Source organism: Polaribacter sp. Hel1_85, from assembly GCF_000766795.1.
Lineage (GTDB): Bacteria > Bacteroidota > Bacteroidia > Flavobacteriales > Flavobacteriaceae > Polaribacter.
Genome location: NZ_JPDS01000002.1, coordinates 964,494 through 978,749, shown reverse-complemented (window position 1 = coordinate 978,749; position 14,256 = coordinate 964,494). Strand labels below are relative to the sequence as shown.

Annotated in this window: 15 protein-coding genes; all 15 read right to left on the bottom strand. The window is 27.4% G+C overall.

Features of this window, described 5'->3' with window-relative positions:
• Positions 1-136: 136 nt before the first annotated feature.
• The gene (locus PHEL85_RS11400; RefSeq protein ID WP_036825114.1) at positions 137-2,353 is read right to left on the bottom strand and encodes a xanthine dehydrogenase family protein molybdopterin-binding subunit; all 2,217 of its coding nucleotides are present in this window, start codon (positions 2,351-2,353) and stop codon (positions 137-139) included.
• A 91-nt stretch (positions 2,354-2,444) separates the two neighbouring features.
• The gene (locus PHEL85_RS11395) at positions 2,445-2,906 is read right to left on the bottom strand and encodes a (2Fe-2S)-binding protein (RefSeq protein WP_036825112.1); all 462 of its coding nucleotides are present in this window, start codon (positions 2,904-2,906) and stop codon (positions 2,445-2,447) included.
• 205 nt (positions 2,907-3,111) lie between these two features.
• Entirely contained in the window at positions 3,112-3,759 is a 648-nt protein-coding gene (locus PHEL85_RS11390; RefSeq protein ID WP_036825109.1) for a hypothetical protein, read from the bottom strand.
• Positions 3,760-3,771: 12 nt separating this feature from the next.
• Positions 3,772-4,221 carry a hypothetical protein gene (locus PHEL85_RS11385; RefSeq protein ID WP_036825107.1) on the bottom strand — a complete coding sequence of 150 codons (450 nt, stop codon included), beginning with the start codon at positions 4,219-4,221 and terminating at the stop codon, positions 3,772-3,774.
• A gap of 92 nt (positions 4,222-4,313) precedes the next feature.
• Positions 4,314-4,730 (bottom strand): hypothetical protein, encoded by a 417-nt coding sequence (locus tag PHEL85_RS11380; protein ID WP_036825106.1) that lies wholly within the window; start codon positions 4,728-4,730, stop codon positions 4,314-4,316.
• A gap of 14 nt (positions 4,731-4,744) precedes the next feature.
• The gene (locus PHEL85_RS11375; RefSeq protein WP_036825105.1) at positions 4,745-6,118 is read right to left on the bottom strand and encodes an MBL fold metallo-hydrolase RNA specificity domain-containing protein; all 1,374 of its coding nucleotides are present in this window, start codon (positions 6,116-6,118) and stop codon (positions 4,745-4,747) included.
• Between the two features lie 2 nt (positions 6,119-6,120).
• A complete protein-coding gene (locus tag PHEL85_RS11370; protein WP_036825103.1) occupies positions 6,121-6,972 on the bottom strand; it encodes an ATP cone domain-containing protein in 852 nt (283 codons plus the stop codon).
• Positions 6,973-6,998: 26 nt separating this feature from the next.
• A complete protein-coding gene (locus PHEL85_RS11365; protein ID WP_036825101.1) occupies positions 6,999-7,406 on the bottom strand; it encodes a hypothetical protein in 408 nt (135 codons plus the stop codon).
• 11 nt (positions 7,407-7,417) lie between these two features.
• Entirely contained in the window at positions 7,418-8,272 is an 855-nt protein-coding gene (locus PHEL85_RS11360) for a universal stress protein (RefSeq protein WP_036825099.1), read from the bottom strand.
• Between the two features lie 80 nt (positions 8,273-8,352).
• Positions 8,353-9,183 (bottom strand): universal stress protein, encoded by an 831-nt coding sequence (locus PHEL85_RS11355; protein WP_036825098.1) that lies wholly within the window; start codon positions 9,181-9,183, stop codon positions 8,353-8,355.
• 22 nt (positions 9,184-9,205) lie between these two features.
• A complete protein-coding gene (locus tag PHEL85_RS11350; protein ID WP_036825097.1) occupies positions 9,206-10,054 on the bottom strand; it encodes a universal stress protein in 849 nt (282 codons plus the stop codon).
• A gap of 123 nt (positions 10,055-10,177) precedes the next feature.
• Positions 10,178-10,480 carry an HPF/RaiA family ribosome-associated protein gene (locus PHEL85_RS11345; protein ID WP_036825095.1) on the bottom strand — a complete coding sequence of 101 codons (303 nt, stop codon included), beginning with the start codon at positions 10,478-10,480 and terminating at the stop codon, positions 10,178-10,180.
• Between the two features lie 495 nt (positions 10,481-10,975).
• Positions 10,976-11,818, bottom strand: coding sequence for a universal stress protein (locus PHEL85_RS11335; protein ID WP_036825091.1), 843 nt, complete (start codon positions 11,816-11,818; stop codon positions 10,976-10,978).
• 90 nt (positions 11,819-11,908) lie between these two features.
• Positions 11,909-12,958 (bottom strand): response regulator, encoded by a 1,050-nt coding sequence (locus PHEL85_RS11330; protein WP_036825090.1) that lies wholly within the window; start codon positions 12,956-12,958, stop codon positions 11,909-11,911.
• Positions 12,955-14,196: a PAS domain-containing sensor histidine kinase gene (locus tag PHEL85_RS11325; RefSeq protein WP_036825089.1), complete on the bottom strand. Its 1,242-nt coding sequence runs from the start codon at positions 14,194-14,196 to the stop codon at positions 12,955-12,957. The genes PHEL85_RS11330 and PHEL85_RS11325 overlap by 4 nt, the downstream gene beginning before the upstream one ends.
• Between the last annotated feature and the right edge of the window lie 60 nt (positions 14,197-14,256).

Here is a 14,256-nt window from a genome sequence, read left to right as displayed (position 1 = left end):
AAATAAGCTAATAAAAAGAGAGAGCTCGTTAATAAATCCCTATAGCTTTAACAATTTAAGTTACTCTAATTTATTTTAAATCGTCAAGAACAATAATTTGTTTAAGACGATTTTTTTTGTGAAAAATTATTTTAACCTAACTTAAAATACTACTATCATTCAATTCTTTAACAAAAGGTTGACTATACATTCTTTTGCCCAAAGCAGCATTTATTGCATTTGCAACAGCACCTCCTGCAGGAGGTAAACCTGGTTCTCCTAAACCTGTTGGAGACAATTCATTTTCTACAAAATGCACCTCCACTTTTGGTGTTTCTTGCATTCTAATTAACCTGTAAGTATCAAAGTTTCTGTCTGATGGTTTTCCGTCTTTAAAAGAAAAATCTGCATACATTGCGTGCCCAATTCCATCTAAAACACCACCTTCAACTTGGTTTCTTGCTCCTGTTGGGTTAACTACTACTCCACAATCTACAGCAACAACAACTTTTTTTATCACAGGAAAACCGTCTTTTAATTCGATTTCTGCAATTTCTGCAACATGTGTATTATGACTGTAATAAGCAGAAAAACCTTGATAAACTCCATCTTTTGTTTTACCCCAATTTGCTTTTTCTCTTACTAATTTAATAGTGTCTTCCATTCTTTGTCCAGAATATTGTATGCTTTTATCTGATGTTCCTTTTACATTCTGCAATAAATCTAAACGTAATTGAATGGTATCTATATTTAATTCTGTTGCTAATTCATCAAAAAAACTTTGTTCTGCAAAAGCTAAAAAGTTGGTATAAGGTGCTCTCCAAGCTCCTGTTGTAATATTACCTCTATAATTACCTGTTTCAACTTTGTAATTAGGAATACAACCTGCTGGAAAAAAATTAGGAATTAACCCATACATATTGCCACCTACAGCAGCTTCTTTTAAATGATATCCTGTTACTTTTCCATCTTTGATGGATGCTTTTATTCGATATTTTATGGAAGGACGATAAATACCTGTGGTCATATCATCTTCTCTTGAAGAAATAACTTTTACCGGTTTTTTAATCGCATTCGATATTTCTGCAGCTTCATAAACGAAATCTCCATACAGTCTTCTACCAAAACCACCACCCATTCTTGTCATCTCTAAAGAAACCTTATCTATATCGTAGCCTAACATATCTGCAACAACTGAAGCTGCATATTCTGGTGTTTGAACAGGACCTACTAAATGCACTTTTTCTGCAGTTACATTTGCATAAAAATTCATTGGTTCCATACAATTGTGAGGTAAAAAAGGTGAGTGATACGTTTTTTCAATCACTCTATCTGCCTTTGAAAAAGCTTTATGAACATCACCATCTTCTCGTCTAATATTTTGTTTTTTTCCGTCTAAAACTTTTGTCAGAATTTTATCATGATCTTGAGTAGACTCTAATTTAGTATCTGTTACCCAAACTGCAGAAAGTGCTTTTTTACCTTTTAAAGCTGCCCAAGTATTTGTTGCAATAACAACTACCTTGTCTGTTTCAGATAATTTGAAAGTCCAGTTATTTTTACCTGCTTTTACAAAGTTTCTAACTTTATCTCCAATTGTAATTACATCTATTACACCAGCTACCTTTTTTGCTTTAGTAGCATCAAAACTTTCTAATTTTTGTCCAAAAGAAGGAGGTCTTAAAACAGAAGCATACAACATTCCTTCAGCCTTATAATCTAATCCAAAAAGAGGTTTTCCTGTAATAATTTTATCAATATCTACATTTACAATTTCTTGACCTATAATTGTATATTCACTAACTTTCTTCAATTTTACATCTTCTGGAACTTCTAATAAAGCTGCTTCTTTTACAACTTCTCCATAACCTAATTTATCTCCATTTGAGTTTGTAATAATTCCTTTAGAAGCTTTACAAGTATTAGCATTTACGTTCCATTTTATAGCTGCAGCATTTACCAACATTTGTTTTGTTGTTGCTCCAGTTTGACGCAAAGCATCCCAACCAAAACGTATAGATTGACTTCCACCTGCAAGTTGTCTTTTATAATTTTTGGTATCTAAAACACCTTGAACAACATTTACTTTACTCCATTCTACATTTAATTCTTCTGCAATAATCATTGGCATAGATGTTTTTACACCTTGCCCAATTTCTGGATTTGGAGAAAAAATAGTAACATAACCTTCATCAGAAATTTTAATAAAAGCATTAAAATCGTTAAAGTTTAAATTTTCTATATCTACTGGCATTTCTGCATCTGGTTTACATGCTGTTAATAGATTAAAACCAATTAACATTCCGCCACCTGCTAAAACAGAAGTCTTTAAAAAATTTCTTCTACTAAAATTATTTTTGTTTTGAAATTTCATTTTTTGAAGTAGTTTAGGTTCCCGTTTTCACGGGAATGACAATTTTTAGGTTTTCCTCTTAGAAAAAACTTCGAGGAATCACTTTTTTATATTAAGACATTTTATCTGCAGCAACTTTTACTGCTTTTTCAATTCTGTTATAAGAAGCACATCTACAAATATTTCCATGCATTGCTTCTCTAATTTCTTCTTCTGAAGGGTTTTTATTTTCTTCTAAAAAAGCTGAAGCAGTCATTATTTGTCCTGATTGACAATATCCACATTGTGGTACATCAATTTCTTTCCAAGCTTCTTGTACAGGATGTTTTCCATCTGCAGAAAGACCTTCAATCGTTGTAATTTTCACATCATCTAAAATAGAAACTTGCATTTGGCAACTTCTTATAGCAACACCATCTATATGCACTGTACAAGCACCACATTGTGCAATTCCACAACCAAATTTTGTCCCTACTAAATTTAATTCATCCCTTAAAATCCATAACAATGGTGTATCTGCATCTGCTGTAACAGAACGTTCTTTTCCGTTAATATAAAGTGTGTAGTTTGGCATAAAAAAAAATTAGAATTGATGTTGTAAGTTACAAAAAATTGTTTTTGCTTCTTTATTTGAATTTTTTAGTTAAAAAAAAACTGAATATTAAAATTTACTTAATCTCACTTTTAGAATTAAAATAAACAGAAGAATCCGTCCATTTTTGGACGGATTCTTCTTTATCGTAACAATTTTTATAACTAGAATTAAGAGTGTTTTACAGTTATTTTTCTTTTAGTATCTCTTTACTTAGTAAATTTTCTTCTTCTAAAGCAAAAACCAACAGGTTTACATAATCTTCTACTGTTTCTTCTATAGAACTTGGATCAACAATATCTATAGATCCTTTCCAAATTAATTCTCTTTCTTTTACAGGACAAATGCAATATATTGAGGTTTCTGCATGATAAATATTGAACTTTTTATAATATTCTGGATTATAAAAAATTTCTTGATGAGAATAATAATCATCTTTAAACCTAATATCTAAATATTCTTTGTCTTTAAATGTTTTTGTATAAACTACTTTATTTTCTACTCCTTTAATTTTTGTAAATAAAATTGCATCAAAATAATTAGTTGCTAAAATCTTTTCTACATTTCTTAACTCTTCTTTAGATTTTTTTTCTGCTGTAAATGTTGGCTCAAATAACTCTAAACTCATAACAGCTTCTACACCTCTTGCTTCATATTCTTTCTTTAATTTTTCCTCAAATTGTTTTCTAGCTTCAATATTTGAAGTCATACCAACAATTAAAACTTTAGAGATAGAAAGTGAATCTATTGAAGGATTTTTCCATCTTTCTACAAGTTCTGTAGTGCTGCAATTCATTAATAATAATGCTGATAGTAAAAAAAGAAATTTTTTCATTTTATGGTGTTTTTATTCTACATCTATTAACCTTTTTTGTTTTTCTGTTTTCTTAATTTTTTTTAAAATATTAAACAAGTTTGATTTTAATTCTCGATGTTTTTTTAAATGATTTTTAAATAAAACCTTAAGTGCTTCATGCTCTTTTTTATAAATATGTTCTTCTTCTGGTTTATTAATTTCATCAACTAAAGTTTCAAGGTTATTTTCATGATTTCTAATCGATTTATACAACTCTTCATTAGTTTTTTTAGAACTACTTAAGGTTTCAATAATTTTTTTACTTTTAGAATAAGCCTGAAAATCGATTAATTGAAGTGTATTCCAATTTATTAAATCTATAAAAAAAAGATACTCATCTTTTAAAAATTCTAACTCTAAAAGCCATTCTTTAGAATCATTGTGCATAACTTCTGCACTTAACCATTTTAAGAATTTTGGATTTCCTTGTATTGTTGTCATAATCCCTTATTTAATTTAGATAAAAAATCTATTCTAAAATTACATTTTAAAAAATACTTATAAAATGATAAATATCAGATTGTTATAAAATTCTAGCTAATTAATACACTTTCTATATATTCGAATAACTGAATTTTTAAACCACTACATTTTATAAAGAATTTGTAACTTTTTTCTTCCAATGCATTGTGACTTTCTATAAAAAAATTATCGCAAGACAAATCATCACATTCAATTTTATGTGTAATTGAGTTTGAATGTGAATTAATTTCTTTTAGCAATTCTAAAGCTTCGTTTTCTATTGTATCAATCTCTTGCTTAAACTTTTCTATGTTTTCAAATAAATTACGTGTATTAGATTTATAGATTGATGCTTCTAAGAGAGTTTTATAAAATTTATTTTCATATATCTCTTCTTCTAATCTTATTTTAAATTGAAGCATATTGTACTTTAATTCTTCAATAGACTTATTATCATTAAAACTTTTATAAGTATTTTCTGTTTCCATTTTTTAAGTATTAATTAAATTACCAACTCTACTTCGCTCTCTAATTTTGGTATGGTAACTCTCCAGTTATAAGTATCTTTTATTTTTACACGAAAAGCATCTAACGCAGTTGGTTCTCCATGAATTAAGAAAACTTCTTCTGGTATATTTTTAATATGCCTCATCCAGTTTAATAAATCTTGCTGATCTGCATGTGCAGATAAACTTTCTATGGTTTTTATAGTTGCTTTTACAGGATAATATCTACCATAAAATTTAACTTCGTGAGCGCCTTCTAATAGTTGTCTTCCTCTAGTTCCTTCTGCTTGATAACCTACTAATAAAACAGTTGTAGAGGGTTCATCTACAAGTTGTTTTAAATAAGTTAAAACTCTACCTCCAGTTACCATTCCACTTCCTGCAATTATAATTTTAGATCTTTTATCATCAATTGTTTCCCAAGTTTCTCTGTAAGATTGTACAATGTTTATAAAATTGCACATTTCATTATATTCGTCAATAGATAATTTATGCCATTTTGGAAATCGTTTAAAAACTTCTAAAACTCTATTTCCCATTGGACTATCAACAAAAATTGGAATATTAGGAATTTTATTTTCCTTATGTAATTTCCATAAAATATACATTAATGTTTGCAGACGTTCTACTGCAAAACTTGGAATAATTAGATTTCCATTTTCCTGAATCGTTTTTTTTATAATGGTTGCTAATTTTTCTTCTACATCTTCTTTTGGATGCAATTTATTACCATAAGTACTTTCAATAAATAAAAAATCTGCCCATTCAGGTGCTTTTGGATCTTCTAATAAATAATCATCACTTCTACCAATATCTCCAGAAAACACAAATCGTTTTCCATTAATATCTAATTCAATAAACGTAGCACCAATAATGTGAGCATTATATTGAAAACGATAAGTAATATTTTCTGATAAAACAATCCATTTATTTTCTACTTCTACTTCAAACTGATTAATTGTATTTTCTGCTTCTTCTATAGTGTAAAATGGTAACGCAGGTTTATGAATAGAATACTGCTCTTTGTTTGCTTTTTCTGCCTCTTCTTCGTTAATTTTAGCACTGTCATTTAATATTATTTGTGCAATTGCTAAAGTTGGTGCTGTACCAATAATTTTGCCTTTAAAACCTTGCTTTACAAGTCTTGGTAAATAACCAACATGATCTAAATGTCCATGTGTTAAAAGTACAAGGTCAATTTCTTTTACATTTACAGGTAAATCTTTCCAATTAAGCTCTCTTAGTTCTTTTAAACCTTGAAACATACCACAATCTATCAATATGTTTTTTTCTGAAGTTTCAATTAAAAATTTTGATCCTGTAACAACTCCTGCAGCTCCTAAAAATTTAACTTTAGCAAAATGATCCATTTTTAATGATATTTATTATTACATAATTGCTTTATTTCATTTAGAATTCTTTCTTTTCTAATATTAGAAACCCCCAAGTGATCTAAGTAAAAAACATCTTCTATTAACTCTCTGCATAAAACTACATTTCTGTTTAACAAAAACTGTTTTTCTCTATTTGTAAGTAATGTAGAAACAGTTATTGGGTATAAACCTAAACGATCTATTCTTTCTTTTAAGCTATTTCCTTTGGGATAATCCCAACTTAATAAATACAAACCACAGCAGTTACCATATTTTATGGCATCTTCTGTAAACCTTGTGTTAGTTACCACCCAACCTTCTGTTAATAGATGGCTATTGTTTTTGCTTCCATCCCACTGTGACTTAACATCTAAATAACGAGAGTTGATGTATAATGGAATTTTTACATTGCAGTTTAACCCCTGTTCTCCATGAAACTTACACTCTACAATAGTTGTTTCATGATTTTTATTTGCAATAACATCTATTTCATGAGTAACACATTTACCATTTAATATTTTCCCAATTTCAATATTGTAGCCAGAATATTTTAAAATAGCCCCTACAAATCTTTCAAAAGGAAACCCTGTTGGACCTAATTCGTAAATTGCTTTTTTTAATTTGTATTTAGAAGCAAAATAACTTTTCTTTTTTTTGAGTAATGCAAAAGCTCTATTATAAATTTCTTTGGTTGAAATACCTTGATATAATTCATCTCGAACTTTATCTATAATTTGATTTACAACACTATCTTCTGCACCAGATCTCTTTAAAGAACGGTATAATTTACTCATAGAAAATTTTACCTTTTCGCCAGAATACTTTATGATATTTATGTCCTTATCATTCATAGTGAAACCAAAAAAATTATAAATAACTAGTTAGATTTAAAGAAATCTCTTACCCATGCTTTTACTTGATTATCTGTCATGCTATCTGCTACTTGAACATCTTTAACCTTTTCATTAATTTCTTTATAAGAGCTTTCTAATTCTTTTTTAAATTTATCTTTTGCTTCTGCTGGTCCAAAAATTAAAATGCCATCTGCTATTTTAATTTCTAAAGCTACTTCATCAAAAAATGCTTTAAATTGATGTTTTTCTCTTTCTAAATACCTACTGTCTTGAACTACATCTTGTGGACCTCCTTTAAAACGTGTTCCAGATCCTCCATGAATATGAAAATCTTCTACGTTTGATATAATCGTTTCAAACACTTCTGTTTCGTCTGTAATTTTGAAAATAAGTGCTTTATTTTTGTCTATCCAAATTCCTATATTTTTCATCTTGTCTGTTTTTAATTTCTTAAATCGTGCATTACTAGTATTGGAACTAAAGAGTTAAACCCTAACTCTTTTACTAATGGTTGAGTTAAAATACTACCAAAAAAAGCATGCTTTTTATTGATGAATGCAACCATATCACTATCTCTACTTTCTACAAAAATAGTTATTGCAGCCTCTACAGAATTTATACTTAATTCGTGAAAAGAATAAGATACATCTTCAAAAATCTCTTTTAACATTTCTTTATGCTGCTCTTGGTTTTTGTCTAATTTTTCTTCTTCAAAAACATGTAAAATTTCAATATTTGAATCGCATTTTTTAGCAATTTCTATTAAGTGGTTTAACTCACGTCTTTTATAATGTGTTTTATAACTAGTTGGAAACACAATTTCTTTAGGAAGAATATGTCTTGCTATTTCTGGCACAACAATTACTGGGCAGTTTCTAACTTTTTCCATTACATAAATAGCTGTACTACCATAAGCTACTTTCCTAGAATTTGTTATTCCTTTAGTACCCATTACTATCATTTCAATATCTTCTTTTTCTACAATATTTTTTATTGCTTCTAAAGGATCATTAAATATTGAAATTGTTTTGAAATGATGCTTCTGATTTTCAGAAACTTGAACTTTCAATAAATCTAGAATTTTTACCAAACCTTTTTCCGATTTTTCTTTTTCTAATTCATATAATTCACTTCCTGGTTCAGAATTCATTAAACTTTCCATAATGTTTTTTGGCGCAGTAAAAACATTTAGAATATAAAAATCACAATGATCATTTTTATACAACTCTAAAGCATACTTTATTGCATGCCAAGAATTTTTAGAAAAATCTGTAGGTAATAATATTTTACGTTTCATAATAAGACTTGTTAAATATTTTGATCTAAATTTAACTACTAAGTAAAAAAAACAAAATGACCTTAATCAGTTCAATACTTTTATTTACTTGATGGAATTACCAAGAAAGGAGTTTTTAAATGAAAGCCTATTTGGTTAATTTTTGATTTAAAAAATAAATTCTCGAAAAAAGAGTGCTTATTATTAATCATAACTAACAGGTTAATTCGCTCTTTTGTTTGAAATTCAGTAATTGCTTCTGTAACACTTTCATTACTTACACTATGAAATAAATGCGTAACATCTTTAAGTAACTCTTCTAACTTTTGTTTATTTTTTTCTTGATTTTCTGATAAACCATAACCAAAAGATGCATTTAAAATATGAACTCTTGATTTATGAGAAGTTGCAATACCTACAATTTGTTTTATTTGTTTTTTATGAAACGAAATTTCATAATCTGATGGAAATAAAATTTCACGAGGAGTTTCAAAAGCAAAATCACTAGGTATTGCTAACACTGGGCATTTTGCATTTTTAATTACATGTACTGTATTAGACCCAAATAAAATTTCACTTAAACCAGTTGCTCCTTTGGTACCCATTACAATAAAATCTATAACATTACCATCATAAAGCTCATCTATTTCATGTGTTAATGTATTAAAAGTAGAAATTTGATTGTATGTATGATTTGGGTTCTTATATTTTTTTTCAACTTTCTCTTGAAGCTCATTTAAACTCTTTTTTGATGTTGCTCCCATTGCTTCAATTAAACCAAACCTAGAAGTATATTCTAAATTATAAATCATTGGAGTATAGGTATTCAATAAAAAGAAATTACATTTTTCATCTTTAAATAATTCAACTGCATATTGAATTGCATTCCAAGAATTATCTGAAAAATCGGTAGGTAAAAGTATATTTTTCATGATATTTATTTTTAATATTTTATTAATTACGTCTCATGTTTTGTAACGCCAAAAAAGGAATATTTACAGACAAGCTTATTCTATCTACATTATCTTTAAATAGAATATTTTCTAAAAAAGAATGCCTTCTATTTATCATCACTAAAATATCTGTTTCATAATCTTTTATGTACGTATAAATTTCGTTTGAAATATTTTTATCTTTTGTTAGTTTAAAATGAATCTTAGTATTTCTTAGGTTATCTTTAATAAAAGACTGGTTATTTTCTTGTCTTAGCGATAAATTACTACTATCTGAAATGTAGAGTAAATCTATTATCGAATTATTATCAGCAGCTATTTCACCTAAAAGTTCTAGCTCTCTTTGTTGATATGGCATGCTATAATCTGTAGCAAAAAGAATGTGATTTGGTTCTTTAAAAGAATAATTTTCTGGAATAACTAAAACAGGACATTTTACATATTTTAGAACTTGTAGTGTATGGCTTCCAAATGTTAACTTCTTATTATTTGTAGCGCCACGTGTACCCATAATAATGAGATCTATATTTTTTTCTTCTACAATTAAATCTGCTTCATCTACCAAAATATTATTGGCAGATATAATTTTAAATAGGTGTTTAGAATTAGGCGAAAGCTTTTTAATCTGCTTCAGCGCATTTTTAAGTTGTAATTGAGAATCTTTTCCAACAGTTCTAATAACTTCTTTAATTGTTTCTCTAGAAATTGGAGCGTTACTTAAATAAATATCTTCTTGATATGCATGTAAAATATAAAACTTGCAAAACTCATTTTTAAATAATGCTAAAGCATAATTAACAGCGTTTATTGCGTTTTCAGAGAAATCGATAGGAATTAATATCTTTTTCATTGTTAGTATATTTAAGAATATACCTAAAGTTAAAACTCCACTAACAATAAAACTATGATATTTATCAGACTAAAAAGAAATCTTTTTAATCTGATAAATATTTAAAATTACATTTATATGTAATTACATGTAGGTTTTTATAATACCTTTTCTCTTTTTTAATTGTATTTCTAAATCTTTAAGTGTGTTTTTTACTGCAAGTTCGTAGTTTTTTTCATTAGAAGAAGCAAACAATCTTGGTCCTGGAGCACTTAACTCTATTTCGCAAATCACACCTTTATCTTTAGAGTCATTTTCTTTTTTAAAAAACACGTTTGCTTTAATAATTTTATCATATTTCTTCATCAAGTTATTTAACTTTTTTACTGTGTAAGCCTCCATAGTTTCACTTGTAGACATGTTAACAAATTGAATGTTCATTTTCATCTTTATGGTGTTTTAAGTTAATATAAATTCCTTATTTCAAGGAAATGACAATTTAAAAGGAAACCTCGAGCAAGAACCTAGAGGGATTCTTTTTTGATTAAATTATAATGATAGCATAAGCTATATTTAACAGGTATAATCCTATTAAAAAAAGTAATGTATATAAAATTTGAACAAATTTTATATTTATAAATTTTAGCCAACTTATTGTTCTTTTTGGAAAAATAAAAAGGAATAATCCAATAAATAAAGAAACCCAGCCAATTAGAGTTATGATAAGTTTCCAATTTAATTCCCAAATATTATGAAATAAAATGTTTAACAATCCTATTATAATAGATAGAAATGATAAAATGATTAAAAATTTTTCATCATTTAAATCATTGAATATTTGTCTTATCCTTTTAGGGTTAAAACTTAAAATAATGAAAAATATAAGTAAATAATAACCCCAAAACTTTGCCAAAAAAATTGAAATATCCATAACTTTTTGTTTTATTCATGAAGCACTAAAAAAGGTATATCTGTATGATAGCTTATTTCTTCAACTTTATTATGAAATAATATTTGTTGAAAATAATTTAGATTTTTTGCAACCATTGCAATTAGATCTATGTCTCTACTTTTTACAAAGCATTGCACAGCATCTTCTACTTTTTTATTTGTTAAAAAATGAAAACTGTGTGTATAATTATAAAAATAATCTTCTAGTAATTCTTTGCTTTTTTGTTGCTGAGGGTTTAATATTGAATCTTTTTTACTAATATTTAAAACTCTTAAAGATGATTTCTTTTTGTTTAAAATATCTACAATTGGTTGCAATACATGTAAATTTTTAGGCAAAGAGAAATCTGTAGGAAATGCTACTTCTTCTATCTTTTTAAATTTTGCATTTTCTGGCACAACAAGCGTTGTACATTTTACTTTTGTAATAACATCTCCTGTATTACTACCTATAATAAATTTACTTAATCCACTAGCTCCTTTTGTTCCCATAACAATAACATCTACTTTTTTCTCTTCAATGTGTTTTCTTAAAGATTCAATAAAAGAACCGTTATCTGTTAAGGTACAAAATTTATGATTTTTATTATTTGGAAATTTCTTTACTATTTTTTTTACAAGAGCTTTTAATTGTTCTTTGGCTTTTTCTACTTTAACATCTACAAGAACTTCTTGAGTATGTGCATAGTAATAATCATCAGTTACTATGCTACTTAACCTATTAATATGTAATAAATAAAAATTGCAAGTTGAGTCTTTATAAAAATTTAAAGCATACTCAATCGCATTCCAAGAATTATCTGAAAAATCTGTTGGTAATAAAATCGTTTTCATTAAAATTCATCTTTGTATAAAGACAAAAATAATATTAGAAGACTTTTTAAAAAAATGATATTGGTCATATTGGCTCTAAATCGCTCAATATTAGCAGATTTCTTTTAGCTTTTCTAAATCTAAGATTCTAATAGTTCTACCCTCAATTTCGATAAGACCTTGCTTTTTAAAACTAGACATTGTTCTTATTAATGTTTCTGTTGCAATACCTGCAACACTTGCTAAATCATTTCTAGAAATTTTTATTTGCTCTTCTGGTTTTCTATTTAATTTTTCGGCAAACATTAAAATTGTATTTGCTGTTTTTTTACTAACAGAACTATAAGCCATTTGTAAAAGCTGATCTTTTACAACAGCTAAATCTTCAGTTAGCAATTCTATTAATTCTAAAGTTACTTTATGGTTTTTACTTAAAACATTAGTTAATGTCTTTTTAGAAAGACCTACTAATTCAGTTTCTTGTATTGTAGTTGCCGATTCTTGATATGCTAAATTCTGGGTAAAAGAAGTATAACCAAACAGATCATCTTCTTTGTATAGCGCTGTTGTAAGTTGTTTTCCTTGTTCATCTAACTTATGGCATTTTATAAGTCCGCTAATTATTAAATAAATATAATTAGAGTTATTACCTTCTTTATAAATGATTGACTCTTTAGGAAAAAGAAAAGTTTCTCCATTATCATCAAAATAATTTTTTAAATCATTTAAACTTCTTAAAGCTTCATTCTCTTCTTTTCTTTCTTCTTTTTGTTCTCTTTGATCCTTTAATATTGCTGCTTTTGCTAACCGACTTTCTATAGCACTAATAAGTTCTTCTTCATTAAAAGGTTTGGTGATATAATCATCTGCACCTAAATCCATTCCTTTTCTAACATCTTTTCTTTCTGTTTTTGCAGATAAAAATATAAAAGGGATGTGTTGTGTATTTTCGTTTTGCGTTAAAGCTTCTAGCACGCCATAGCCATCTAGTTCTGGCATCATAATATCACAAACAATAATATCTGGCAAAGTTTCTTTTGCAACTGTTACTCCTATTCTACCATTTGGAGCATTAATAACTTCGTAATTAGATAATTCTAAAAGTTCTGTGGTGTTTTCTCTTAAAACCACATCATCTTCAATTAATAATATTTTTTTCATATTGCTTTGTTAATAACCTTCATTATAAAAGTAGATCCAACATTCTCTTCGCTTTCAAAGGTAACATTTCCTCCTAAATTCTGTAAATGGCTTTTTATAATATTTAAACCAATCCCTGTTCCTTGTGTTAATAGCGCGTTTTCTGCTCTAAAATAACGGTTAAATATATTCTTTTGATCTGCTTTAGGAATTCCAATTCCGTTATCTTTAATTTTAAAAATAGTGTATTTTTTGTCTTGCTTTATATCAATGTCTATTTCTGTATTTTCTGGCGAATATTTAATTGCGTTGTTTACTAAGTTAGATAAAGCTAATTCAATTGTTTTTTCGTCTTGTGTTAAAGAAATATCATCAATATCTTCTGGGTATTTAATTCTTTGCCCTCCTTTTAAAAGCATATTGGCATTATAAATTACTTCATCTACTACTTTACTCAATTTAAAAGTATGAAACTTATAATTAATTTTACCTGTTTCTAGTTTTTCTACCGATAAAAAGTCATTTAAAATATTATTTAAATAATGTACTTTATTGGTTATTGTTTCTAAATGCTTATCTCTTTTTGATTGTTGCTCTGCTAATTTATATTTACCTAACAACATTGTAGAAGTTAAGATACCACTTAAAGGTGTTTTAAATTCATGAGAAACCAACGACAAGAATTTGGTTTTTAACTCATTCAATTCTTTTTCCTTTTTTAAAGCATCTTTTATTTGGTTTTCTGCTTCAATTCTTTTTTGGTTTTCTTCATCTAATTCTAGATTTACAACCTTTAATTCGTTAACTGTTTTACTCAGTTCTTTTGTTCTTTCATTAACCTTTTTTTCTAACTCTTCATTTAATTTATATATTTCTGCTTCTTGCTGTTTTCTAACAGAAATATCTATAACTAAAGCCATTACAAATGTTTTTCCATAAATCTCAAAAGGGTTTAGACCAGCTTCTAAAGGAAAAACATCTCCGTTTTTTCTAGCTCCATACAAATCTCTACCATTACCCATTTGCCTTTTTTGCTTATTCTTCATAAAGCCATTAAAATGAGCTCCATGGCCAGCATGATAATTTCTAGGTATTAAAACATTAAGTTGTTGTTCAATAAGTTCACCTTTATCGTATCCAAACATTTTTTCTACAGAAGAGTTTACAGAAACTATTTTCTGTTTATCATCAACAACAACAACGCCTTCAGACACTGCTTCAAAAAGTACGTTAAAAATATCTTGCTCTTTATTAAGCATTATTGGCAATAGGTTTTAAGGTTAAAAAAGTTTTTAAAAATACTACTTTTTAGATAAAAA

Excerpts from the sequence above, each read along its gene's own strand:
- PHEL85_RS11400 (WP_036825114.1), bottom strand. The coding sequence starts at position 2,353 with ATGAAATTTCAAAACAAAAATAATTTTAGTAGAAGAAATTTTTTAAAG.
- PHEL85_RS11395 (WP_036825112.1), bottom strand. The coding sequence starts at position 2,906 with ATGCCAAACTACACACTTTATATTAACGGAAAAGAACGTTCTGTTACA.
- PHEL85_RS11390 (WP_036825109.1), bottom strand. The coding sequence starts at position 3,759 with ATGAAAAAATTTCTTTTTTTACTATCAGCATTATTATTAATGAATTGC.
- PHEL85_RS11385 (WP_036825107.1), bottom strand. The coding sequence starts at position 4,221 with ATGACAACAATACAAGGAAATCCAAAATTCTTAAAATGGTTAAGTGCA.
- PHEL85_RS11380 (WP_036825106.1), bottom strand. The coding sequence starts at position 4,730 with ATGGAAACAGAAAATACTTATAAAAGTTTTAATGATAATAAGTCTATT.
- PHEL85_RS11375 (WP_036825105.1), bottom strand. The coding sequence starts at position 6,118 with ATGGATCATTTTGCTAAAGTTAAATTTTTAGGAGCTGCAGGAGTTGTT.
- PHEL85_RS11370 (WP_036825103.1), bottom strand. The coding sequence starts at position 6,972 with ATGAATGATAAGGACATAAATATCATAAAGTATTCTGGCGAAAAGGTA.
- PHEL85_RS11365 (WP_036825101.1), bottom strand. The coding sequence starts at position 7,406 with ATGAAAAATATAGGAATTTGGATAGACAAAAATAAAGCACTTATTTTC.
- PHEL85_RS11360 (WP_036825099.1), bottom strand. The coding sequence starts at position 8,272 with ATGAAACGTAAAATATTATTACCTACAGATTTTTCTAAAAATTCTTGG.
- PHEL85_RS11355 (WP_036825098.1), bottom strand. The coding sequence starts at position 9,183 with ATGAAAAATATACTTTTACCTACCGATTTTTCAGATAATTCTTGGAAT.
- PHEL85_RS11350 (WP_036825097.1), bottom strand. The coding sequence starts at position 10,054 with ATGAAAAAGATATTAATTCCTATCGATTTCTCTGAAAACGCAATAAAC.
- PHEL85_RS11345 (WP_036825095.1), bottom strand. The coding sequence starts at position 10,480 with ATGAAAATGAACATTCAATTTGTTAACATGTCTACAAGTGAAACTATG.
- PHEL85_RS11335 (WP_036825091.1), bottom strand. The coding sequence starts at position 11,818 with ATGAAAACGATTTTATTACCAACAGATTTTTCAGATAATTCTTGGAAT.
- PHEL85_RS11330 (WP_036825090.1), bottom strand. The coding sequence starts at position 12,958 with ATGAAAAAAATATTATTAATTGAAGATGATGTGGTTTTAAGAGAAAAC.
- PHEL85_RS11325 (WP_036825089.1), bottom strand. The coding sequence starts at position 14,196 with ATGCTTAATAAAGAGCAAGATATTTTTAACGTACTTTTTGAAGCAGTG.